The following is a 22900-nucleotide window of genomic DNA, read 5'->3' as shown; positions in this document are numbered from 1 at the left end:
CTAATGGCCGCTTCTATGCAGCATTGCAAACGGCTCGTCGCCCGCCGGTGATTGATCGAAATATTGCATGCGAGGATCGGACTCGAACTGACGGCGATAGGCAGCCTGCTGGCTCATGCGTTCGGCGCTCGTTACCCGCTTGCGTATGCAGTATCGGACGGTGCTCGTCTCGAGATCTATGACAAGCGTGCACCCGCCTCGATAAAGGCCGTCGAGAATCTCATCGGGCCGGAACATCTGGGTAATCTCAACGATAAGATCAGTTCGACTCTGACCATCGGGACCAATGCGTCTTGCCGGGCGTACTGAATGAACCTCCAGCCCGCGCATCTGGCCTTCCATGGTGCCGACACGCATCTTCTGGCTCTTGCGGATGAAACCAAGCATGGCAAGCTCCTCATCCGACACCTGCTTTGGCGAAACCAGCCAGGCATGGAACGTCGCGGCATTTAGCTGCGACGCTTCGTAGGCGAGCCGCCGGTCATTGTTCAAATTCCAGGTCAGTTTCATCTCGGAGAGGATCGCATCGAGACCGGTAAGCGGAAGCGGCGGCGATTCCCAGATGAGATTGCCGGGCGACAGGTGGCGAACACCCGAGGGATAGATCCCGCGATCACGGAAGGCGGCAACGAAGGCAACGCGATAGCCGCGAGGATCGTCCGGGACGAGATCCCGGTCCGCTGTGATAAGCGCACGGAGATAGTCGCCAAAGGAAATATCGACCGGCGGGCAATAATCGAGCGCCCTGATGCACATTTTCAGCACTTGGGTCGCGACCTTGCTGGCCTCGTCGGCCATGCGGTCGGCAAGTTCGACCGATATATCGCCGGGCGGCAAGACGCCGGTCCCTTGCGTCGCAAGCTTGACCAGATCGAGCATCCTCGCCTTGTAAATCGCAAGGAATGCCGCGAAAATTGCCGAAACGAGCACCGCACCCAAGGCATGCGGTTCCTTGCTGGCGCCATAATCCGTCGGCTTGGGCTTGCGCGCGACCCATTTGCCATCTGCATCGCGGGAGCCGATGGCGTCGCGCAGCGCGCCATAGCCGCCGCTCAGTGCCTGGCCGAATTCGATGGCAAGTTCCGAAAGCAGGTTTTCCTGGCTGAGGTCGCCGCGCGTCCGGCTGATCTGGTGGCGCAGTGCCTCCGGCATGGCGAAGTGCTGGAACAGCGCTACGATATCGGCAAAGGCCTCGTGAAATGCGAGAACGTCCGGGTTTGTCGGTTCGCGGAACCGGCTGTGCAATCCGTCCAGCAAGGCGTGGGTCGTCTCATGGGCGATGACATCGTGGGACAGGGCCGTGAACACAACGCCATGCGGCAGGCCGAGGCCCGCCGTCGGCCCGCTAGCCGTGAAATATCCGAAGAGCAGCGCCTTGCGCTCAGGACTGTAATAAGCGTTGCGGGCCCGGATGCCGTGCGGATAGATACGCAGTCGCTGAACAAATTCACGGCGCACTTTATCCGTGACTGTGACGATGCGTGGTGCCCACAGCGCCGACCGGCCAAGCGCAAGTTCGAAAAACTCGATCGTGCGCATGGCGACCGCATAGGTCATCTGCTGGTGGAATTGTGGATTGCCCTCCGATGGGGCAAGTCCGTCTTGTGGCAGCAGGTGCACATGATTGAGATCGACGGGCGCATAGGCGCAGCGGCTGGCAGGATCGATGTCGACGATCTCGAGATATTCTCCTATTGGCCCTGGAAGGAGACCACGCTCCCAACGCACATCAAGCACGGCTTCGTTGATTGCAGCGGTTTCAATCGATGTTGCCAGCGATGGATCAAGCGCGAAGACGCGCAGGCGGCGGCGGCTCGGGGCCGCAATGTCGGGGGACATGGCAGACTTCAGATGGAACTTGGTGACGGCATCATCGGCTTGCGGCAGCGCTATAGCGGGGACCGCCGTCGGAACGGCGGCCATGAGCGTTTGGCGCAAGCGCTGCGATATGGCCGGCTGCGCCAAGAGGGCGTCTGCAATATCGAGCCTTTGCTTGGCGGTCAGCGTCTGCGGATCGACCGACGGATCGGGAAGTGCTGCCTCGACCTCGGCCGACTGCGACAGCTGCAGCGCCTCGAGCTCCAGCATACGGCGGCCGGGGTCGTCGCCACCCGCTAGGCCGAATTGCCCGCCGGTCAGTACGTTGAGAAACGGAAATGAGGCGCTGTCGCTTGGCTGCTTGGCGAGATCGGCCGCTCTTGCCGGCGCAACGCTCAATGCTGCCAGTGCCTTGAGTTCGCCGCGTCCGAGCCGTCGCAGATCGCCCCGTGCATCCGCTGACTGAAAGAGCGCCTTTCGAACCGCCTCGACCCGCATCCAGTCCTCGCGGTAGGCGGTATATTTCGTCATATTTTTCTGAATCCACAGCGCTGCAGATGCGGCAACCTGCGGCGTGGCCGACGATGTGCCGTTGCCGTCGAAATCGACAATGGCAGGGCAGCCCTTCCGCGCCCAGGTTGTATTCGGCGTACAGGCCGCGATCGCAGTCGTCATCTTCGATGCCGGGCCATAATTGCCGGCCATGACCGCTGCCGGCAGGTCGGCATAGGGCGTGTGGTCGGCCATGACGCCGCAGGCCGCAACGACCCGGTTGAACCGCGCCGGATAGACGATGTTGCGTGTCGGGAGATTAGCGTAATTGTTGCCCGCGGCAGTCACGATGAAAACACCGCGCTCGTAAAGGGCATTGACCGCATCTGCCCAAGCCTGCGAGGCGAGCCCGCCCATGCTCATCGTGATGACATGAACGCGGGTAGCAGGATTGTTGCAAAGCGCGTGGACATAGTCGAACGCCCTCGCGATCGAACTGTTGGAGAAGAGGACGACGCTGTTGGCGACGCGCAGCGGCACAACATCCACATTCGGTGCGCAACCGATCACCGGCGTGCTGCCGAAGGCCTTGCCCGCCAGAATTCCGAGGGTACCGGTTCCGTGACCTGGATTTGACAGAGCGGCCTCGCCCGTGGTGTCTGTTGCATCGTTCGGCCGGTTCGCATCGACGAAGTTGCGCTGTAGCGCAAGATTCATGTGTGCCGGAAAGCTGCCATGCCGCGGATCGTATCCGGTGTCGAGATGCGCAACGCGTACCCGTCCGGCTGCGCTTGGCGTTCCCACTTCCGCCAAGGCATCATCGAACTGCGAGTGGCTACGCTTTCTCAACCAGAAATTGTCTGGATCGCGCGGATAAGAGGCATTCTGAGGCGCAGCCCTGTCGCAACTTGCAGTCAAGCCTATGCCGATGGACTTCTCATCACCGATCAGCCAGCGCTGGGTCAGGTCCGGCTCGGCAAATTCGACGGCTGTACCGGCGATACCGAAGCCTCCCGTTACCATGGAATGGCAGAGATCCCATGGATTGCCGCTGTCATCATCCGTCGACAGGACATGCCAGGCGGCGGCGCCGGCAACACCAAGGCCGTGCTGCTGCCCGATGCTCTGGAAGAGCGGCTCGACGCTGAATTCGGCGCCGGCAGCGCCAAAGGTAAGCCGTTGCCCGCCGATTGCCGCCGTCGTCTTTACCAGTATCCGCCGTTGCTTCGCCGCTCCAACCATGTACCGCACCCCCAAGCAAGCGGCGCCAATACGCCGCGCGGTCCAAGTAACGCCCACATGTCAGTCGTAATTCCGGAACCAGCGCACCAGATGAACGATGGTTCAATTCCGGTCATGCAATATTGTCGATGATGGAAACCTTGCTCGAAATAAACCACAGACCAGGCATCGAGGCAAATGGTACGGCAATCGAGCAGCTGCAGCCGTTGCCTGATATTTTAGCCAACTCACTGCCCGGGCGGCGGGCTCTGAACGGGAATTTTGTCATTGCCTGTTGACGGCGGACACCACCTGCCTCTTGGGCAATAAGTATTCGTTCAGTAAATCTTCCGGACATAAAGTTGTGCACTGCACAAAACCTTTCGCGGTCACGGAAAATACAACCTATGGTATAAATTTTGCTGTCATTGCCTGTTTTTCTTCTTTGTGCAATGCTACCTTTGGGCGCCTACAGATTGCATGTTCATGTCCACAGCCGATGTCGGCAGGGAGGTGGCAAGAAATGGCTGTCGTACTCATTCTGGTTCTAGTAGCGGTTGCGTCAGTTCTGTTTCATCTGTTGAGTCCCTGGTGGTGGACGCCTATTGCCTCCAACTGGCACTACATCGACAATACAATCATCGTCACTTTCTGGATCACCGGCGTTGTCTTCGTCGCGGTTGTCCTTTTCGTTGCTTACTGCGTCTATCGTTTCCGCCACAGGCCGGGATTGAAAGCACACTACGAGCCTGAAAGCCGAAAGCTCGAATTCTGGCTCGCGACGGTAACCGCCATCGGGGTTGCGGCGATGCTTACGCCTGGCCTCTTCGTCTGGCATCAGTTCGTGACCGTCCCGAGCGACGCCACCGAAGTCGAGGTCGTCGGGCAGCAATGGCTATGGAGCTTCCGCCTGCCGGGCGCCGACGGAAAACTCGGCACGTCGGAGACGCGCGATGTGACCAGCGATAATCCGCTGGGCATCAACAAGAACGACCCGGCCGGGCTCGACGACATCATCATTCAGGGGGGCGAGCTGCATCTGCCGATGGATAAGCCGGTAAAGATGGTGTTGCGCTCCATTGATGTGCTGCATGATTTCTACGTGCCAGAGTTCCGGGCCAAGATGGACATGGTACCGGGCATGGTCACCTATTTCTGGTTCACGCCGACCCGCACCGGAACGTTCGAAGTGCTGTGCGCCGAGCTTTGCGGCGTCGGCCATCCGCAGATGCGCGGCACCGTCATCGTCGACAACGACGAGGATTACAAGACGTGGCTTGGGCAGCAGCAGACCTTTACGCAGTTGATGGCATCGGGAGAGACCAAGACCGTGAACTGAGCATGCGCTTTTCGGGAGACGAAGCGATGAGCATTGAGGGAGGCAATTGATGGTCAATATTCCATCCAGCATGGACGACCCCATCCCGCCGGCGGAAGTCGAAGATGTGGAGCTCTATCATTCGCACAGTTGGTGGACGACCTACGTCTTCAGCCAGGATGCCAAGGTTATTGCCATTCAATATTCGATGACGGCAATGGCGATCGGCCTCGTTGCGCTCGTGCTTTCATGGCTCATGCGCCTCCAACTTGGCTTTCCTGGCGTTTTCACCTTCATCGATGCCGAGCGCTATTACCAGTTCATCACCATGCACGGCATGATCATGGTCATCTACCTGCTGACAGCCCTCTTCCTCGGGGGGTTCGGCAACTATCTCATACCGCTTATGGTCGGCGCTCGCGACATGGTGTTTCCATACGCCAACATGCTGAGCTACTGGCTCTATCTGCTCGCCGTCTTGATACTTGTTGCCAGCTTCTTTGCGCCCGGCGGACCGACAGGCGCCGGCTGGACCCTCTATCCGCCGCAGGCTGTTCTTTCAGGCACCCCGGGCGGCGCCGATTGGGGAATCGTCCTGATGCTTCTGTCGCTCATCTTCTTCATCATCGGCTTTACGATGGGCGGGCTCAACTATGTGGTCACAGTGCTCCAGGGCCGCACCCGCGGTATGACGCTGATGCGCCTGCCGCTGACGATCTGGGGCATTTTTACCGCGACCGTCATGGCCCTTCTCGCTTTCCCTGCCCTTTTCGTCGCTTCCGTCATGATGCTGTTCGACCGCTTGCTAGGGACGAGCTTCTTCATGCCGGCGATCGTCGAAATGGGTGAGCAGTTGCAGCACGCCGGGGGAACCCCGATCCTCTTCCAGCACCTTTTCTGGTTCTTCGGGCATCCCGAAGTCTATATCGTTGCCTTGCCGGCATTCGGCATCGTCTCAGATCTCATCAGCACCCACGCGCGCAAGAATATCTTCGGATATCGCATGATGGTCTGGGCCATCGTCATCATCGGCGCGCTCAGCTTCGTCGTCTGGGCGCACCACATGTATGTCAGCGGCATGAACCCGAACTTCGGCTTCTTCTTTGCGACGACGACGCTGATCATCGCCGTGCCGACGGCGCTTAAAGTCTACAATTGGGTGCTGACTCTCTGGCGTGGCGACATCCATCTGACGCTGCCGATGCTGTTTGCCCTCGCCTTCATCGTCACCTTCCTCAATGGCGGGCTAACCGGCCTCTTCCTCGGAAATGTCGTCGTCGATGTTCCGCTGTCCGATACTTTGTTCGTGGTTGCTCACTTTCACATGGTGATGGGCGTCGCGCCGATCCTCGTTGTTTTTGGTGCGATCTATCATTGGTATCCGAAGATTACCGGGCGGATGATGGACGAGACTCTCGGGCGTATTCATTTCTGGGTGACGTTCCTCGGCGCCTATCTGATCTTCTTCCCGATGCACTATCTCGGCCTGCTCGGCATGCCTCGCCGCTACTACGAAATGGGTGAAACCGCCTTTGTGCCGCCCTCTGCACATTCGCTGAACGAGTTCATCACTATCGTGGCGCTCATCGTCGGCGCCGGCCAGATGGTGTTCCTGTTCAACCTCTTCTGGAGCGTCCGGCACGGCAAGGACGCCGGCGGCAATCCGTGGCGGGCTACGACGCTCGAATGGCAGACGCCGACGACACCGCCTCCGCACGGCAATTTCGGCAAGGACCTGCCGATCGTCTATCGCTGGGCCTATGACTACAGCGTGCCGGGTGCGGCGGAAGATTTCATTCCGCAGAACCAGCCCAACGACGACCGGATATCGAGGGAACCGTCTTGAGCGCGATCCTCATCTTCCTCGCCGCGCTTGCCGTCATCATCACCTGGTGGATGGCGCAACAGCGACTCATGTCAAAACCCTGGCTCGAAGTCGGACATGCCGGCGACACGCCCCAACGCGAAGGATCTTCCATTCCAACGGCAAAGATCGGGCTCGGCGTCTTCCTCGCGGTCGTCGGCGCTTTGTTCACATTGCTGATCAGCGCCTATTTCATGCGCATGGGCCTCAATGACTGGTGGGCAGTGCCGATCCCCGGCCTGTTGTGGTTCAATACCGCCCTGCTCGTTGCAAGCAGCCTCGCTTTGCAGTGGACCAAGGCAAGAGCGCAGCGGGGTAATCTCGAAGCCGTGAAGGCCGGACTTGGCCTCAGCTTCGTAACCTCGGTCGGCTTTCTCGTCGGTCAGATCTTTGCCTGGCGTCAACTGACGGCGGCAGGGTATCTCGTCGCCGACAACCCGGCGAACAGCTTCTTCTACCTGATCACCGGCATGCACGGCCTGCACATTCTCGGCGGCCTCGTCGCACTTGTGCGCACGTCCTTCAAGGCTCTCAAGGGCGCGCCAGCCAAGGCGATAGGGCTAAGCGTCGATCTGTGCGCCATGTACTGGCATTTCATGCTGCTCGTATGGCTGATCCTTTTTGCCCTGCTTGCGGGTTGGGCGAACGATTTCGTCGAAATCTGCCGGCAATTGCTGACTTAGAGGTGTGACGATGCACGAAACCACAAAGACCAAGCCTGGCATTGCCCTTCCTCCGCTCGCTCCCGGAATGCAAGGCTTTGCCTCCGACTGGGCCTCGGACCAAAGGGCATTCAAGAATGTCTCCTGGGGCAAGGCGATGATGTGGATCTTCCTGTTGAGCGATACATTCGTTTTCGGATGTTTCCTGCTTGCCTATATGACGGCGCGCATGTCGACCACCGTGCCCTGGCCGAACCCCAGCGAGGTCTTCGCGCTCAATATTGGCGGGCAGGATATTCCGCTGATCCTCATCGCGATCATGACCTTCGTTTTGATCAGCAGCAGCGGCACGATGGCTATGGCGGTGATGTACGGCTACCGGCGAGACCGCCGCAAGACCGCCGCGCTCATGCTCCTTACCGCGCTCTTCGGCGCGACCTTCGTCGGCATGCAGGCCTTTGAATGGACCAAACTGATCCATGAAGGCGTCCGTCCCTGGGAGAACCCCTTTGGCGCGGCCCAGTTCGGGTCGAGTTTCTTCATGATCACCGGTTTCCACGGCACACACGTGACGATTGGCGTCATCTTCCTCATCATCATCGCCCGCAAGGTTTGGCGCGGGGATTTCGATCAGGAAAAGCGCGGCTTCTTTACGAGCCGCAAGGGACGCTATGAGATTGTCGAGATAACGGGCCTCTATTGGCACTTCGTCGATCTCGTCTGGGTCTTCATTTTTGCTTTCTTCTATCTGTGGTGAGGTGGGTCACATGGCACAGACTGCAGCACATGCCGAACATCAGGAACATCCGATCAAGCTATATCTGCTTGTCTGGGGGCTGCTCTTCGTCCTCAGCGTCTGTTCCTATCTCGTCGATTATTTCGGCCTGCACGGATATTTGCGGTGGGGCCTGATCCTCATCTTCATGGTGCTGAAGGCCGGGCTTATCGTTGCTGTCTTCATGCACATGGCCTGGGAGAGACTGGCGCTCATCTACGCCATCATCGTACCGCCCGTCCTGGTCCTGGTCTTCGTCGCGATGATGGTCTCGGAGTCGCACTATACACTGCTGACACGGGTCAATTTCTTTGGAGCCGGCCCGTGATCTGGTTGCTCGTGCGTCGCTTAACTGGAAACGGCGCCATCTGGCGCCGTTCCATTGTGCCCGTATGATTTGATTGTCGTTACGCTGCAGTCGGAGTAGGCACGACAATCTTCTTGTAGAGATGCCAGGTCGCGTGGCCGAGCACAGGGATGAATACGGCCAAGCCGACGAACAAAGTCAGGAAGCCGACGAGAAGGAGCGCGGCAACGATCAAGCCCCAGAGCGCGATCGGTACGGGATTGGCAAGCGTTGCCTTCACTGAGGTGACGACGGCCGCAAAGGCGCCGACGTCGCGATCAAGGAGCAACGGAAAAGCAATAACTGTCGTGCAGAGAACGACGACGGCGAAGACGAAGCCGATGGCGTTGCCGAGCAGGATCATCCTCAGGCCCTCCGGGGTCTCGAACACCTGGCTCATGAATGTGCCGATCGATGCGGGGACCTGGTCACCGAAGAGGTTCGTATAAAGCGTCTGGGCCACCAGTATCCAGGCGACGAACAGAACGAGAAGCATGACGCCGACCGCGATGATGGATGGGATTGCAGGCGAGTGGCGTACCTCGAAGGCATGGCTCCAGGACGTGTCGAGATTGAGTTCCCTGCGCCTGCTGATCTCATAAAGGCCTAGCGCCGCGAACGGCCCGACCAGTGCAAAGCCCGACATCAGCGGGAAGAGCAGCGGCAGCATGTTGGCTCCGGATGTCCACCGTATCAGGACCAGACCGGCTATCGGATATATCAGGCAGAGAAAGACATAGTGCGAGGGCTTGTCCCAGAAATCATCGAGCCCCTCGCGCAGCGCGGCAAAAACATCGGCCACACCAATTCGACGAACCTCTGGATAGACGTTCGTTTCATTCGCCCCTGCTATCACGTGAAATTGTGCCATGAACAATTCTCCCAATCTCGTTTCGAGCGGGAAAGGTACCGGGGGCACCGTGCAAAGGCGGGGCCAAGGGACCTAAACCTGCACAAGCAAAACATAACCTGATCGGCATGCATTTGCCAGATCTATCGGCAACCGCTGGTAGAAAGCCCGGCCTATGGCCAATCCCGATGGTGATTGTGGTGTGCTTCGGTCAGCCCGTTCTGGAAGAACCGTTCATAGTAGTCGATATCGACGTGATGCACCTGCAGCCAGACCCCGGGAACATGGATCGCATCGCAATGGGCCGGGAACCGGCCGTGGGTATCGTAGATATAGGTGCAGATATCCTGGACGCACTCGATCACATCCGAACTGTAGACAGCAGCTTCGGAAAGGTACCGATTGCCGTAGTCTCCTTTGTAAATCTGCGCGAAAAGGGCCTTGTCCGTGTAGAAGCCGCCCTTCTCGGCGAATTTTTCGCGAACGACCTCCTGAACGGCGCTCGCCATGGAGTCGTAGTAGGGCGGTGACATGCCCTTGATCAGATGCTCGCCCTTGTGGCGCAGGCCGATCGGATTACTCCTGAGGTTGGAGTAGCGCGGCAGCGGCACATGCCAGCGCAGAAGATCCATGATGCGCCACTTCGGCGTTTCCACGTCGAGTCCGAGCATGGGCCCGTAGTCCTTGGTGAACTTCGGGTCTCCAACCAGGACGGGCGGACTGATCGAGGCGTGTATCCAGGCGCCGAGCCCCATCGCATCGGCGACGAGAAAGAGATTCTGCAACAGAAGGTCGGCTTCGATCTGCGTGCGCAGCGAACCAATTGCGCCGAGCGGCACCTTCAGGTCCTTGTTGAGAAAGCCCTTCTCGACCCATTTCTTCACGCCCGCCGACCTATAGAAGTTGCGGTCGTCGACAATAGCCGGGCGCGCTCCGTCGGGCTGCGTCAGGATGTACATCATCCCGTTAATATATTGCCGTGACAGGTCGACCACCGGGAGCAGCACCGTCGTTCCGGGAAGGTTCGAAAGGAAGCGGTTGGAATCGAGATAGGCCGGAAAGTCGCGCTTGCCGTTGGGCACATCGAGGCGGTGATCGAGTATTTTGACTTTAGCCTGATTGGCGCGCTCCAACAGAAGCTCGGAGCTGAATGCCTTGTTGCCGTCTGCTGGCGGTGGCAGCTTGCGCAGGAAATAGGTTCCGGAATCGTTGATGAGGAAGAAGTGCGTTCCTTGTGCGTTGTCCGGGCTTCCCGCCGTTCGTCCCGCCATGTTGAGATTGGGCTTGGCCATGATCGGCTTGCGCGTTGCAGGATCCTCGAAGGGCCGGTCCGGCATGGTTAGTCCGGTACAGCCGGTCATGGCGATGAGGACGGCTTCCTCGAGTTCGGAGAGCGGCTCGCGCGGCTTGTCCGACTCGTAGCTCATCGTACCCGCCAGCACCGTACTTCCCTGGCTGACCCGATGCGTACGCCGGCGCCAGATCGTTTCCATGAGCGGCTGCTTCAGGAGCGCATCGAGCCCCCGGTGTCCGGTAGATTTTGCGGGAGCATTGGTGGGGAGCGGCTCGGTCACGGCGTCGCTCCTGTCATCGACGGCATTGTGCTGTTCGGCAGGATCGGGCGCCAAGGCGCAAAGGCGCTGCCGGTGCGGGGCAGCACCGATGCAAGTTCCGGACAGTGCCGCAGGATGACGCTGGTCATGTTATTATTGGCGATCCAGTCGATGCCGAATGACGAATAGACCTCCGGCCTGAAATCAACGGTCAGGAAGCGGTCGCTCTGCAGCCGGCGTGATGCCATGAGTATGAAGATACGAAACGCCGTATCGCTGAAACCGAAGCCGGTGGGCGCGGGTTCGGCAAAGAGACCGACGACCGTATCGACGCGGTCGATACTTCCATAGAACTTTTTCAGGAGCTCGATGTCGGCGGGATTCGTCGTCAACTCTTCGAAGCTTCTCAACCGCGGCCGATGCAGGCCGGCACGGAAATCATTGTAGCGCGGCACGCCGCGCCGCCTTGTACGCACGAGGTCGACCACCGAAAGGTCGATAATCTCGTTGTCGCGTTCCAGCGCCAGCAGCGAGCGGGGATAATTGTGCAGCGTTATCGCACCCGGATGCGCGATGCCGAAGGAATAAAGCGTGTTGCGCAGCCCGAACGCCCGCATAGCATCGTCGGCCGCCGCTGCCTGGATGTCGAGGAACCCCTTATCCGCAATCTTGCTGCCATTGGCGTGGTTGTAGAAACAGTAATCGTCAGGCAGGAGCGGATGGAGCCGGTAGACGGTGACAAAGTCCTCCGTCAGGCAGTATGGCGCGCCATGATGATCCGGCAGGGTCTTTGGAATGCCGGTCAGCGCGTGCGCGTCAAGCAGCCATATGCCGAGCTTGGTCAGCCAGTCATTGGCTGGCGGGCCGTTCCAATTGCTGGAGAGGCCGACGTCTATGGCTTTCGTTGCCAGGATCGCCGGCGTCCATTCAACGGTATGGATCTTGGCAATCAGGGCTGAGACGATCAGGCGCGCCGTATGATAGACGCGCTCGTCATCCCAATTGCGGTAGCGCGAGCGAAGCTCGTCGCAGAGGAGATTGTGTTCGCGCGCAAACAGCGTGTGCAGGGCGCTGAGACCGAGCCACCAACTCTCGTTAAAGCCGGTAACCTCCATGCCGCGCATGTCGACCGGCAGATGCCCGTCTACCAATCGCAGCTTCGGGCCCTCGCGCAACAGGTTGGCGGACTTGCTGTCCGGCCCATAGACTTCCGAACCGTCCCACCACTGAGAGGCAGCATTGCCGAAATAGATGGGTGGCTGGCCGTCGACCGGCTCGCGCCCGGCCACGTTGCTGGCGATGCGCATGACGTCTTCGCGCGGACCACCAACGCTGCTTTGCCAGGTCATCCCCTTCGGTAATGGCACGATGACATCGTCCTTGCCGAGTGGGTTGCGCGCATGATTGACCCAGTCGTGCACCTGGAACTGGATCCATGCGGCCGCCAGAATGTTCAGCGAGCGCGCGGGAATGAACGTGTCGCGGTGCAGTAGTTCACGAGCCACCTCGACCGGATTGGGATTGTCGAACTGATCCGGCTCAAAGACCGGCTTGAGATTGCGGCCGAAGGCCGAGCCGATCGATCCCATTTTGGGCTGGGAAAGATCATTGAACGTTCCATCGTACGTGCGCGCCTGGCGGACCGTCTCATCGACACTGGACGGCGGGACCGGACGGGCTGTCGGCGGTGCTTCATAGACTTCCGTGTCGATAAGGTTCTTCTCGCGCAGCACATAGCGGAACGCATCAAGGTTGAGCAGGCTCAGGCGCAGCGATAATTTATGCCACTCGATGTAGCGATTGATGACCAGAAAGCCCTGTCGTGCAATAGCACCGAGCACGCGGTTGCGGAGCGGCGTTTCCGTCCGCCAGCGATAGACATGCCGATGCGCCGAGCTCGCATCGTAGACCGATTTGCGGGCACGGTTAAGATTGCCTAAGGGCCGGAATTCATCGGTCGTGTTCCAGGGATTGAAGGAAAGCTCGTCGATAACCCTCGCATTGGTGAACGCCTCGGCGATGCCCGAATTGGGCTTCGAAATGGTGAGGTCGGCCACCTTGATCGGGCGCGATACCGATTCCAGCCATTCGACCGCCGTATCCTCGATCGGCGTGGACGCCACGTCGACGTAGGGTTGGAGGCAGAGTTCGAAGCGGACGTCGTCACGATCAAGGCGGCGTGCGAACTCGTTTGAAAGGTAGCCTGGATCCTTGTCGGAAGGTTCGGGAGCCGACGGAGCGTCGGCAGCGGGGCGCAGGATGAAGCGCACGGCAAGCGTGTCACCCCAACGGATGGCTCCACGGCTCCAATAGGACTCAAGCGCGACGCTCGAGACCTTGCGTTTGCGTGCGGTCGTGACATTGCGGAGCATGCGGATGACCTCGGACGGCCCGAATTTCACTACGAGTTGCACAAGTCCCGCGAGTTTACTGAAAATGCCGCCTGACGTTGCTTTGGCGAACGCTACGAACTGCTCGGCATTACGCGCATGCGAAACAGGAAAATTGGTGGCAAGCAGGTCGTGAAATTCGTCGTCCGACACCTTCACCCGCAAGGCAACGCCGCGCATGTCGGGCTTGTAGTCAGGCTGGCCATAGCCGTTGGCGTTCGAAAAGCGGACGATCGTCGTGTATGACGCGCCGGGCTGCGCAAATCCTGCACGGAATTCCTCGGGAAGGTCGTCAACGAAGGTCAGTTTCGCGTCGATGGCGGAAAAGACGGCCTTGCTGTGAAACGCACGCTGGATTGCCGGCGCCTTGCCATGCTTCTTTGCCTTGACCTGAACATCCATCATGTCCTGGGCCAGACGCTCGAACGTCAGCCGCTCAGCTTCCGCACTACCTTGATATTCCTCACGCCACGTCGACATTTTTGTTCCCCTACGCAGGCTACATCAGAAAATATGCGACTTTTTCGCGCCTTTAGTGCGCACGAACCCTCTCTCCCAGTCGCTCGACCAATCCGGCGAGCGTTCCTTCGGGCGATGAGCTGTATTTCGGCAGTTCCATCCGCGAGATGTGGGCGTCGATGAGCACCGGCTTGTTGAGGGCAAGCGCCTTGTCCAAGGCCGATTCAAACTCGCTGACCGTTTCGACCCGGAAACCTTGCGCACCACACGCTTTGGCATAGGCGACGTAGTCCGGATTCTCGAATTCGACGAGACCGGATTCGCCATAGGTCGATAGCTGGTAAATCTTGATCAGTTTGAACTGGTTGTCATTGAAGATGATCCAGATCACTGGAAGATTATACTGAACCGCCGTCAGTAATTCGAAGCCGGAAAGCAGATAGCAGCCGTCGCCGCAGCCGACGATGACGGTGCGGTCGGGATGAGCACATTTGACGCCGAGCGCGCCATTGACACTACCGGCCATGGGACCGAAGCCGCCCGGCTTGCGAAACCGCTGGTGCGACTTGAGTTCGAGATAGTATCCGAGCCAGGTGAGATGCGCGCCCGCATCTGCAAGCACGATGGCATCGTCAGGCAGGCGGCGTGAGAGAGCCTGGGCAAGCTGGCCCGGATGAATCTTGCCCACCAGATCGTGAATCTTGTCGGATCGATAGTCGTAGCGGGGGAAGGTTCGTTTCGGCAGCGGCTCGAGTTCGGCCGACATGCGGTCGTAAAGCGCCGTTATTGCAAGCTTTGCATCGCCGATAATCGCCGCATCCGCCTTGTAGACCTTGTCCACTTCGCCGCCATCAATATTCAAGTGAATGAGTTTCTTGCCCTTGAGAAGGTCCTTGCGGAAATTGAACGTCGCATGCTGGGCAAAGGAGTTGCCGATCGCGAGAACGATCTGCGCCTCCTTGAACGCTTCCCGCGCCGCTTTGTGACCGCTGTCGCAGAAAACGCCGATCGCCAAAGGGTGGCTCTCGTCGATGATCCCTTTCCCGTCGAGCGTCGTCACGAAAGGGATCTGGTAGCGTTCGAGCAGCCGAAGCAGCGCCTCGCCGGCGTCGCTCAAAATTGCACCGAAACCGATGAGCGCGAGTACTCTCTCGCCTTTTGCCAAAGCGGCAAGCAGAATTTCCGCAACGGCCTCCACCCTTGCCGTCTGGGGCACAACCGGCTTGATCTGCAAATCGACGTCGCGATAATTGTCAACGGAAACGCCCTTATGGGTCAGATTTTCCGGCACGTGGATATGGACGGGTCCCGGACGGCCGTCAAAGGCCACGTTGACAGCCTCCCCCAGCACGTCGCAGGCCTTGGCCGCATCCTCGAGGAGAAACGACTTCTTGGTGGTTGCCACGAACATTGCATGGGAGTCGGGTGTCCGGCTGACACCGGACGTCTCGTTCAACGCGCCCTTGCCTTTCCATTCCAGCGACGAATAACCCGAAATCGCGAGGATCGGATAGGAGTCCGACATCGCGACGGCGAGCCCTGAAAAGAGATTGAAGGCGCCGGGGCCGGCCGTGGCAAAACAGACACCAAGGCGGCGCGAATACATGGCGTAGCCGCATGCCATGAAGGCTGCGGCCTGTTCGTGACGCGTGATCACCGGCCTGATCGTCTTGGAATGTTTGAGCGCGAGCATTAGTTGGGCAGCGTTCTCGCCGGCGCCGCCAAACGCAGCGCCGACGCCAACGCTCTCCAGGCCCTTCACCAACGCCTCGTAGATCCTCATTGCGAGCGCTCTCCGGCTGCGCAGGACTTCCTCCTGCACAACAAATACTCACCAGCGAGGCAAGCGCCCCGACCAAGAGTGATGACTTTACATTACAGATCGTATTTTCGGCAGAACTTGTCTTACACGACTGTCAATAAATGCTGTCTTTTATCGAGCGGGAACCCTCACCGGATCATAGCATTCTTTGAATGACTTGCAATCTCTTCGGATGAACTTAGGCGTTTCTCACCCATAGGGATTAGCCCAATTTTTGGAGGCCGCACAACTTCGTTGACGCGTTATCCCTCGCCCTCGCGATTTCGCTGTTCGGCAATGTGCCCAAGGATCGCAGTTCGCATATCGTAGGGAATGTTGAGCAATTGGAGGGCGGATGAAACCTCCGCTTCCCATTCGGCCGAAGGCGATTGCGGCTTGGCAAAATCGTCGGCGCCGGTAAACAATCCACGCGTGGCGTGGAAGCCGAGCGACCGATAAGCTTCGAATTGCTCCTCGCTGAAAAATTGATCGACCGTCGTTTCGTGTGGAAAGGCCGGGTTATGGCGCTTGTAGTCGAGAACATAATCGTTCTCGTCACCGCTCAGCGAGGCCTTGATATAGATAAGGATGCCCTGGCCGTCATCGTAGCGTATCTGGCCGATCACAGCGTGCGGCCCAAGCTTGCCGGGAAGTCCGTTCGGGCCATAGAGCGCCGTCGCCGTGACGCCGGTTGCGCTGGACTGCAGTGCCTGCCATGGCAGTTCGATGCGGATGCCGAGGTCGATACGCGCCATGACCTCGAGGTTGACCAGGGCAGAGAACGTCATGTTGGGGTCCGCTTCAGCATCAACCGCAACAATGACCTTGCAGCGGCGGCGCAGCAGTTCATAGATGCCGAGATTCTCGATGTGCCCGCCATCGGTCAGATAGACGTTGAGGCGCTTCTCGTTGAGCTTTCCGAGGGTCTCCATGGCAAAGAACCAGGTGCCGAGTTTAGCCTTCCAGCGATTGCGCCAGGAATGAAAGTCATCGAGCCGCGCCGGATTTGCCAGCCAATATCCAAGGCGGATATTGAGGAGCGACAGGCTGAATGTCAGAACCTTGATGGTATTTCGGCCCATATTCGCCGAGGCGGCGGCACCCGAGACTGCCATTGCCGTGGCCAGGCTGAAGTCCGGCACGATGGTTTCCATCCGCGTCGTCGGGACATATCCCGTCCACCAGCTGCCGACATGCAACGGGCTGAAGATGAAGGTATCGCCGTTGCGCCCGCGCTTGTTCAGGTCTTCGGAGGCTTCGAGATTGATCGCTGTATTTGTCAGAAGATATGGCGCGTAGGCGGCCGACGGCAGCCAACTTCCCGTCGCTTCCGCGCGCGGTTTCAACGACGAGAACTTCCAGGTATCGACATCGCTCGGCGCATTGTGGGTGCCCATCTGCGCCCGCTCGAACAGGAAAGCGCGGCTCAGGCGGTCACGGTAGAGCTTGTGCAGCGAGTTTGCGTTGGGCCCGATGAAGAGGGTGACCACGACAATCGCCAGCGCGACCACGAGATAGATTGCCAGCGAGCTAAAATCGCACAGAGTGAGCCATCGCATCCAACTAGCCGTGCCGGCGGCGCAGCGATTGCCGGAATAGTTCTGGATCGCCCAGTAACTCAAGCCGATATAAACCAGCCAAAGCAAAAGCGGGACGATGATTGCCGCCACATAGAGGGCAAGGCGGCTCGCATATTTTTTGAGACTGGCAGTCCACGTCGCCTCCCCTATTGACGCCTTCGCGACATTGGCGAGCTTCTGGGATGCGGCAACCAGCACCGTGGCGACGGATGTCAGCAACGCAAACAGCCGTGAAAGCCAGGTCATATCCATATTCGCAGGACCACCAGCGCGCGACATAATTGCCGCAAGGATATAGGGTTGGGCCTGGAACAAGGCCGCGACCAGAACGAGGACCACGAGCAAGCCGATGCCCTGCCCGAGTATCTCCCTCGATCGCAGGGTGCCCGGCCTGAAGGAGATGTAGATGGCGCTTGCCACCATGAAGCCCGCCGTGAGACCGGCCAGGATCAGCGTCAACGTGAAAGACTTGTAAAGGTCAGGTCGCGGATAAATCGCCACGGTCAGGACCGCAAGGAGCAGCAGCACCGGCAGAACGATCATGGCATTGACGAGTATCCCGCGCAAAATCAGCGCGAAGCTGACGAGATAGTCGATGCCGCCATTGGCGGCGAGAAAGTTAGAATAGTCGCGCAGATGCTGCGTCTCGGGCGCTTCCTGCTCATCAAGGCGGCTGTCGAAGGGAAAGGTTGCATTTTCCTGCATCAAACCGGCAACAAGCGACGTGCCAATATAACCGCCGCCGGATACAGCGGAAACGTAGTCGATGGCATCGATCACCCGGGGCTCATTGTGCTTCGACAGGGAGTCGAGACCCTGGAGCACTCCAAGCGAAAAGGAAGCGGAACGTATGCCGCCGCCGGAAAGCGCAAGGCCGACCAGATTGCTTCCGGGGACAGTCCGGGTTGTCTCTCGCCCGGGAACCTCGCTCTCGGCGAGAGCAGCATCGGTGCGCGGGGTCAGGAAATGCGGATTTTCCGCAAATGGCACTTCGACATCGGGAAGAAACAGGTCGGTACTGCCCCGGCGGGTAAGCGATCTTGCGCGTGCGACCGCTCCATCCTGGATGGTGCGTCGGCGGTAATTCACAACATCGAGTTCGTTCCGGAAAATATCAAAGAACGAAAGCACCAATTCACGCCTCCGACTTCATTCAAGATGTCAGATCATCATGTGCAGGCAGATATCGAAGTTCCCAGCCGCCATCCTAAAGCGTTTCCCAAGTAAATAGAAGCGGTTCTGTTCAGCCCGGCCATCTGCGCCGAAGCTTGGGGCCTCATGGCAAAAAACTCTTAACCTTTGCGCCGTATAGGACAGGCATGCGGCGAACCATCCTTTTTCCATCGGCGGCAATTGGCTTGTTGCTCATCTTTGCCGGTTGCGCGACCGCGCCGAGCCGCATCAACGATGTCTGCTCCGTCTTCGACCAGAAGGACGGCTGGTTTGACAATTGGTACGATGCGGCCAAGAAGACCGAGCGGGAATATGGTGTGCCGGTTCCGATCCTGATGGCGACGATCCGCAAGGAATCCGGCTATAACGCCTATTCGCGCCCACCCCGCACCAAGCTTCTGGGTTTCATTCCCTGGAAACGGCCGTCAAGCGCCTATGGCTATTCCCAGGCTCTCGATGGCACTTGGGCACGGTACAAGAACGAGACCGGCAAGTTCATGGCCGACAGGAATAATTTTGCCGATGCTGTGAATTTCGTCGGCTGGTACCATAGTCAAAGCCACGAGACGAACGGCATCGAGCTCAACGATGCCTATCACCTCTATCTTGCCTACTATTTCGGCCACAGCGCCTTTGCCCGGGGCGACTGGAAGACCAATGCAAACATGCAAAAGGTCGCGCGCAGCACCGCGGAGATGGCCTATAGTTATGGCGCGCAGATGCAGGCCTGCGGCCAGCAATAGAAACGCTAAAGGCGCTCGATCGCCGCCTCCTTCCTGGATTTTGGCGGCGAGCAGCGGATCTTTACATATTCGTTCGGGGACCGCCCGACGATGGCGGTTCTTGCGATGTAGGCCTGGCCCTGCAATCCGCACATCATGGGATTGTTTGCCTGCGGGCCGATGATCACATCGAGAGCCGTGTTGGTCTGGCATTCGGCTGGCGAAAGACTGGTCGCGCAGATCAGGATTACGATTTGGAGCATGTTGTCACCCTCAGCAACGATTTGCTCCTCCCAGTACAGTCTACGATAGCCCAATTTTGCTGCATTGCAATAAGGGTTTTTGTGCAACGCACATAGACTAAAGGATGTATGGTGGCATTAACTGTATTTTCCTGCTTTCCATGCTAGCTTCCCGCCATGACCGATGTACGCAACATGCGCCTCCATACAAGGCCCAATCAGTCTGCCAACAGCGCCGAGGCAAATCGCTGGAGTTTCGCCCTGGAATCGGCGGGTCTGGGCGTATGGGATTCCAATCTTGTCACCGGCCAGTGCTACTATTCCTCCACCTGGAAAAGGATGCTCGGCTATCGGGAGGACGAACTTGGCGACAGCGGCGATCTTTGGCTGACGCTTATTCATCCGGACGACAAGCAGCGCGCCATCGAGAGTGGACAGCGGCATATTGCCGGCGAAATTCCGCAGATCGAAACGGAGTTCCGGCTGCGCCACAAGGACGGCCATTGGGTCTGGGTGCTCGATCGCGGCCGCGTGGTTGAGTGGGATGCGGACGGAAAGCCTACCCGCATGATAGGCGTTCAGACGGATATTACCGACCAGAAGAATGCCGAACATCAGCTGGCGCTGCTGAACCAGCGCGTCGAACTGGCGTTGGACGCTGGCCAGATTGGCCTGTGGCATTTCAACATCGAGACCGAAACAGTGCTTTGGGACCGGCGGATGCGCGAAATATTCGGCATCGGGTCGGGCACCGACGAGGTCCCTCGCGCCACCTGGCACCGTCTCCTGCATCCGGAAGACGCGGCGATAGCGGAACAGGCGGTCGAGGCGACCTTCAAGACCGGCATTCCCATGAAGACGAGCTATCGCATCGTCAAGCCCGACGGCGAGGTGCGCCACGTATATGCTCTTGCCCGCCTCGTTAAGCGCGAGGGCATGCCGGAGATGCTGATGGGCAGCATCTGGGATATTACCGAGCAGGTGCACAGCGCCGAGGCACTGGCGCGCGAGAAGGACCTTTATCGCGTCACGCTGCAATCGATCGGCGACGCAGTGCTGACAACGAATGTCGACGATATCATCACCTTTGCCAACCCTGCCGCTGAACGGCTGTTGCTGCGATCTGCGAGCGAACTGATCGGCGCCCCGGTGAGCGGCGCCCTTCGCCTCGTTGACGAAGTGAGCGAGCACATTTTGACGTCGTCGACGATGCGAGCGATGGAGAACAGATCGACGGTCGATCGCGTGGAAAACGCGGTCGTCGTCCGAAGCGATGGCGAACGCCGGTCCATACGTGACCTCGCATCACCGATTTTCAATACAGCCGGCGCGGTCACCGGCTCGGTGCTCGTCGTCCAGGACGTGACCAACGCGCGCAATTTGCAACGTGAACTCTCGCACGCGGCGACCCACGATACCTTGACCGGACTCCTCAATCGGCGTGCATTCGAAGTGGCCACCGCCTCGATACTTGCCAGTCCTGACCGGCGACACGCCCTGCTCTACATCGACCTTGACCGTTTCAAGATGGTGAACGACACGCTCGGCCACGCGGCTGGCGATGCGCTGCTGAAACTTGCAACTGCGAGCATGAACAGCGTGCTCCCGCAGGACGCTGTTATCGGCCGTCTGGGCGGCGATGAGTTCGCCGCGCTCCTGCCGTCGGCCAATCCCGAGGACACCAAGGCAATAGCCGAGCGCCTTATAGAAGAGATCCGCAAGGTGCGCCTCGAATGGGACGGGAAACTGCAGGAAATCGGCGCCAGCGTCGGTATCGCATTTCTCGATGACCCCAACCTCACTCTTAACGAGGCAGTCGCGCGGGCGGACGCTGCCTGCTATGCCGCCAAGGCGGAAGGGCGCAACCGCACAGCGACTTACGATGAAAACACTGGCGCGGCGAAGGAGAACCTCGCAAGCGTCCAGGCTGCATCGGGCATTCTCGAGGCGCTGGCGGAAGGACGGCTGGAAATCTACGGCCAAGAGATCAGGGAGATTTCCGATACGACCGACAATACGGTCTACATCGAAATCCTGTCGCGCATGCGCGCTCCGGACGGCACGCTGATTGCCCCGGCGGAGTTCATCCCGGCCGCGGAGCGCTTCGGCCTGATGGGTATCGTTGACCGCTGGATCATCGAACACACGCTTGAGCAATATGGCGCGCGGCTGATGGCGACCGATAAGGTTGCGATCGCGCTCAACCTTTCAGCCAACACGATCAGCGATCCGACTCTGTGGTCGTTCATCAAGACGACCACGGAACGTACAAACGTCTCCCCCTCGCGCCTGATCTTCGAGATCACGGAAACGACGGCCGTCAACAATTACGAGGCGGCCGAAAATTTCGTCAAGGAAGCCCGGGCTGCCGGCTGCCGCATCAGTCTCGACGATTTCGGCGCGGGCCTCAGTTCCTTCGGCTACCTGCACCACTTCGATGTCGACAGCATCAAGATCGATGGTGCCTTCATCGAAAAGCTATCAAACAGCCGGCTCAATCAGGCGGTCGTCCGGTCGATCGGCAGCGTTGCGCGCGAACTCGGCGTCGATGTGGTTGCCGAGCATATCGAAGACACCGGCGCTGTCGGCATCTTGCGCTCGCTCGGCATCGGCTTTGGACAGGGTTTCCTCTTCCACCGCCCGCAACCACTCGGAAACTTGCTGCAGGATCTCGACGTCCGTGAAGCAAACCCGTAGCTATCGCTTCGATTGGGAAGGGAACTGACTGATGATCTCGCCAACAATGTCGTCGGTCGTTGCGAACTGATCCGTATCGAGCACCCTGCAGCCATGCTCCCTGACAAGTTCGGTGGTCTTCTGGTCGAAGAGGATGGTTCGCTCCAGAAAACTTGCAATCATCGCACGGCTTCGTTCGTCGGCATTCTGGTAACCGCTGCTTTCATGGATGCGCGACCTCAACGTTTCCGCGCTAGCCGTCAGCCAGACCGCGCCGATTTCCTTCAGGCGATGACCCGCTGTGATAAACGGCCAGAGAGCGGAGCCTTCGAGCACGGTTCTCTCGTCATTGGCGCCCTTTAGTATCGACCAGATGAATTCCGCAACGAGCGGCGACATGCGCCTGTGATGAAGGATCACAGACTCGAGTAATTCGTCGGCTTGCAAATTGAGGTAATGGTCCGAAACGTTATTCGGAACCTTTTCCTTCCGCTTTGGCCAGGGCCTGCCTGGATGTTTGGCGAGGCTGTCGGTTGAGACGCAGCGCCAGCCAAGCTTGCCCGCAAGCACATCCCCAATGGTTGATTTGCCCACATTGGATGATCCGCCCAATAGAATGACCTTGAGCTTGGCGTCTATGCGTTTGGTCAATGAGTTTCCCCTACCCCACAAAAGCTTCGAACAGTGTTTATCGCAGTACAGTTTTTATCAATTGAAACAGCTCTAATATAAGGGTGCCCAATAATACAATTCAACTTTAGAGTGAAAAATTCAACCCGTAGGTGCACCGCGGCACCTTGATAGATTCCTTGATCCTCGCCATGCCGATCAATTCATTTACCGTAGCGATCACAAAGCGCTAGGCAACCACGACTGTAGCCGCCTTCATATAGAAAGTCTTAATCGCTATTACGCAACTGTTGCGTGTGCCGCACTCGCAGTTTCAAATTGAGCTCAA

Annotated in this window: 15 protein-coding genes; 7 read left to right on the top strand and 8 right to left on the bottom strand. The window is 58.7% G+C overall.

Annotated elements, in window-relative coordinates; genetic code table 11:
* The gene (locus AC1DNI_RS20065) at nucleotides 1-3552 is read right to left on the bottom strand and encodes a S8 family serine peptidase (protein ID WP_477693152.1); all 3552 of its coding nucleotides are present in this window, start codon (nucleotides 3550-3552) and stop codon (nucleotides 1-3) included.
* Between the two features lie 502 nt (nucleotides 3553-4054).
* Between AC1DNI_RS20065 and AC1DNI_RS20060 the strand changes: the two genes are divergently transcribed.
* Genes AC1DNI_RS20060 through AC1DNI_RS20040 form a run of 5 tightly spaced genes read left to right on the top strand, consistent with a single transcriptional unit; the run spans nucleotide 4055 to nucleotide 8478 of the window.
* The gene (locus tag AC1DNI_RS20060) at nucleotides 4055-4870 is read left to right on the top strand and encodes a cytochrome c oxidase subunit II (protein ID WP_477693151.1); all 816 of its coding nucleotides are present in this window, start codon (nucleotides 4055-4057) and stop codon (nucleotides 4868-4870) included.
* Nucleotides 4871-4919: 49 nt separating this feature from the next.
* A complete protein-coding gene (gene ctaD / locus AC1DNI_RS20055) occupies nucleotides 4920-6695 on the top strand; it encodes a cytochrome c oxidase subunit I (protein WP_162737158.1) in 1776 nt (591 codons plus the stop codon).
* The gene (locus tag AC1DNI_RS20050) at nucleotides 6692-7396 is read left to right on the top strand and encodes a cytochrome c oxidase subunit 3 (RefSeq protein ID WP_477693150.1); all 705 of its coding nucleotides are present in this window, start codon (nucleotides 6692-6694) and stop codon (nucleotides 7394-7396) included. Before ctaD ends, AC1DNI_RS20050 begins: the two co-directional genes overlap by 4 nt.
* 10 nt (nucleotides 7397-7406) lie before the next feature.
* Nucleotides 7407-8132 (top strand): heme-copper oxidase subunit III family protein, encoded by a 726-nt coding sequence (locus AC1DNI_RS20045; RefSeq protein ID WP_027232920.1) that lies wholly within the window; start codon nucleotides 7407-7409, stop codon nucleotides 8130-8132.
* A 10-nt stretch (nucleotides 8133-8142) separates the two neighbouring features.
* Nucleotides 8143-8478: a cytochrome C oxidase subunit IV family protein gene (locus tag AC1DNI_RS20040; protein WP_027232921.1), complete on the top strand. Its 336-nt coding sequence runs from the start codon at nucleotides 8143-8145 to the stop codon at nucleotides 8476-8478.
* Nucleotides 8479-8557: 79 nt separating this feature from the next.
* On the opposite strand, the gene AC1DNI_RS20035 is transcribed toward AC1DNI_RS20040, so the two are convergent.
* The 5 genes from AC1DNI_RS20035 to AC1DNI_RS20015 all read right to left on the bottom strand — a co-directional run bounded on the left by AC1DNI_RS20035 (nucleotide 8558) and on the right by AC1DNI_RS20015 (nucleotide 18260).
* A complete protein-coding gene (locus AC1DNI_RS20035) occupies nucleotides 8558-9367 on the bottom strand; it encodes a DUF2189 domain-containing protein (RefSeq protein ID WP_477693149.1) in 810 nt (269 codons plus the stop codon).
* 152 nt (nucleotides 9368-9519) lie between these two features.
* Nucleotides 9520-10920: a hypothetical protein gene (locus tag AC1DNI_RS20030; RefSeq protein WP_477693148.1), complete on the bottom strand. Its 1401-nt coding sequence runs from the start codon at nucleotides 10918-10920 to the stop codon at nucleotides 9520-9522.
* Nucleotides 10917-13769: a peroxidase family protein gene (locus AC1DNI_RS20025; protein ID WP_477693147.1), complete on the bottom strand. Its 2853-nt coding sequence runs from the start codon at nucleotides 13767-13769 to the stop codon at nucleotides 10917-10919. The genes AC1DNI_RS20030 and AC1DNI_RS20025 overlap by 4 nt, the downstream gene beginning before the upstream one ends.
* Before the next feature lie 52 nt (nucleotides 13770-13821).
* Nucleotides 13822-15531: a thiamine pyrophosphate-binding protein gene (locus AC1DNI_RS20020; RefSeq protein WP_477693146.1), complete on the bottom strand. Its 1710-nt coding sequence runs from the start codon at nucleotides 15529-15531 to the stop codon at nucleotides 13822-13824.
* Between the two features lie 281 nt (nucleotides 15532-15812).
* Complete coding sequence (locus AC1DNI_RS20015; protein ID WP_477693145.1) at nucleotides 15813-18260, bottom strand: patatin-like phospholipase family protein; 2448 nt, start codon at nucleotides 18258-18260, stop codon at nucleotides 15813-15815.
* A gap of 188 nt (nucleotides 18261-18448) precedes the next feature.
* On the opposite strand from AC1DNI_RS20015, the gene AC1DNI_RS20010 reads away from it, so the two are divergent.
* Nucleotides 18449-19045 (top strand): transglycosylase SLT domain-containing protein, encoded by a 597-nt coding sequence (locus AC1DNI_RS20010; RefSeq protein WP_477693144.1) that lies wholly within the window; start codon nucleotides 18449-18451, stop codon nucleotides 19043-19045.
* A 5-nt stretch (nucleotides 19046-19050) separates the two neighbouring features.
* On the opposite strand, the gene AC1DNI_RS20005 is transcribed toward AC1DNI_RS20010, so the two are convergent.
* Nucleotides 19051-19287: a hypothetical protein gene (locus AC1DNI_RS20005; RefSeq protein ID WP_153670391.1), complete on the bottom strand. Its 237-nt coding sequence runs from the start codon at nucleotides 19285-19287 to the stop codon at nucleotides 19051-19053.
* 156 nt (nucleotides 19288-19443) lie between these two features.
* On the opposite strand from AC1DNI_RS20005, the gene AC1DNI_RS20000 reads away from it, so the two are divergent.
* Nucleotides 19444-21963: an EAL domain-containing protein gene (locus tag AC1DNI_RS20000; RefSeq protein WP_477693143.1), complete on the top strand. Its 2520-nt coding sequence runs from the start codon at nucleotides 19444-19446 to the stop codon at nucleotides 21961-21963.
* On the opposite strand, the gene AC1DNI_RS19995 is transcribed toward AC1DNI_RS20000, so the two are convergent.
* Complete coding sequence (locus AC1DNI_RS19995) at nucleotides 21964-22593, bottom strand: hypothetical protein (protein ID WP_477693142.1); 630 nt, start codon at nucleotides 22591-22593, stop codon at nucleotides 21964-21966.
* Nucleotides 22594-22900: the final 307 nt, after the last annotated feature.

The organism is Phyllobacterium sp. 01N428 (assembly GCF_056399405.1).
Note: the sequence above shows the minus strand (reverse complement) of the source record. Positions and strands in the feature narration are given on the sequence as shown.

What these genes read in the sequence shown, in the direction of transcription:
- AC1DNI_RS20065 (WP_477693152.1), bottom strand. Translation starts at nt 3,552, where the DNA reads ATGGTTGGAGCGGCGAAGCAACGGCGGATACTGGTAAAGACGACGGCG.
- AC1DNI_RS20060 (WP_477693151.1), top strand. Translation starts at nt 4,055, where the DNA reads ATGGCTGTCGTACTCATTCTGGTTCTAGTAGCGGTTGCGTCAGTTCTG.
- ctaD (WP_162737158.1), top strand. Translation starts at nt 4,920, where the DNA reads ATGGTCAATATTCCATCCAGCATGGACGACCCCATCCCGCCGGCGGAA.
- AC1DNI_RS20045 (WP_027232920.1), top strand. Translation starts at nt 7,407, where the DNA reads ATGCACGAAACCACAAAGACCAAGCCTGGCATTGCCCTTCCTCCGCTC.
- AC1DNI_RS20040 (WP_027232921.1), top strand. Translation starts at nt 8,143, where the DNA reads ATGGCACAGACTGCAGCACATGCCGAACATCAGGAACATCCGATCAAG.
- AC1DNI_RS20035 (WP_477693149.1), bottom strand. Translation starts at nt 9,367, where the DNA reads ATGGCACAATTTCACGTGATAGCAGGGGCGAATGAAACGAACGTCTAT.
- AC1DNI_RS20025 (WP_477693147.1), bottom strand. Translation starts at nt 13,769, where the DNA reads ATGTCGACGTGGCGTGAGGAATATCAAGGTAGTGCGGAAGCTGAGCGG.
- AC1DNI_RS20020 (WP_477693146.1), bottom strand. Translation starts at nt 15,531, where the DNA reads ATGAGGATCTACGAGGCGTTGGTGAAGGGCCTGGAGAGCGTTGGCGTC.
- AC1DNI_RS20010 (WP_477693144.1), top strand. Translation starts at nt 18,449, where the DNA reads ATGCGGCGAACCATCCTTTTTCCATCGGCGGCAATTGGCTTGTTGCTC.
- AC1DNI_RS20005 (WP_153670391.1), bottom strand. Translation starts at nt 19,287, where the DNA reads ATGCTCCAAATCGTAATCCTGATCTGCGCGACCAGTCTTTCGCCAGCC.
- AC1DNI_RS20000 (WP_477693143.1), top strand. Translation starts at nt 19,444, where the DNA reads ATGACCGATGTACGCAACATGCGCCTCCATACAAGGCCCAATCAGTCT.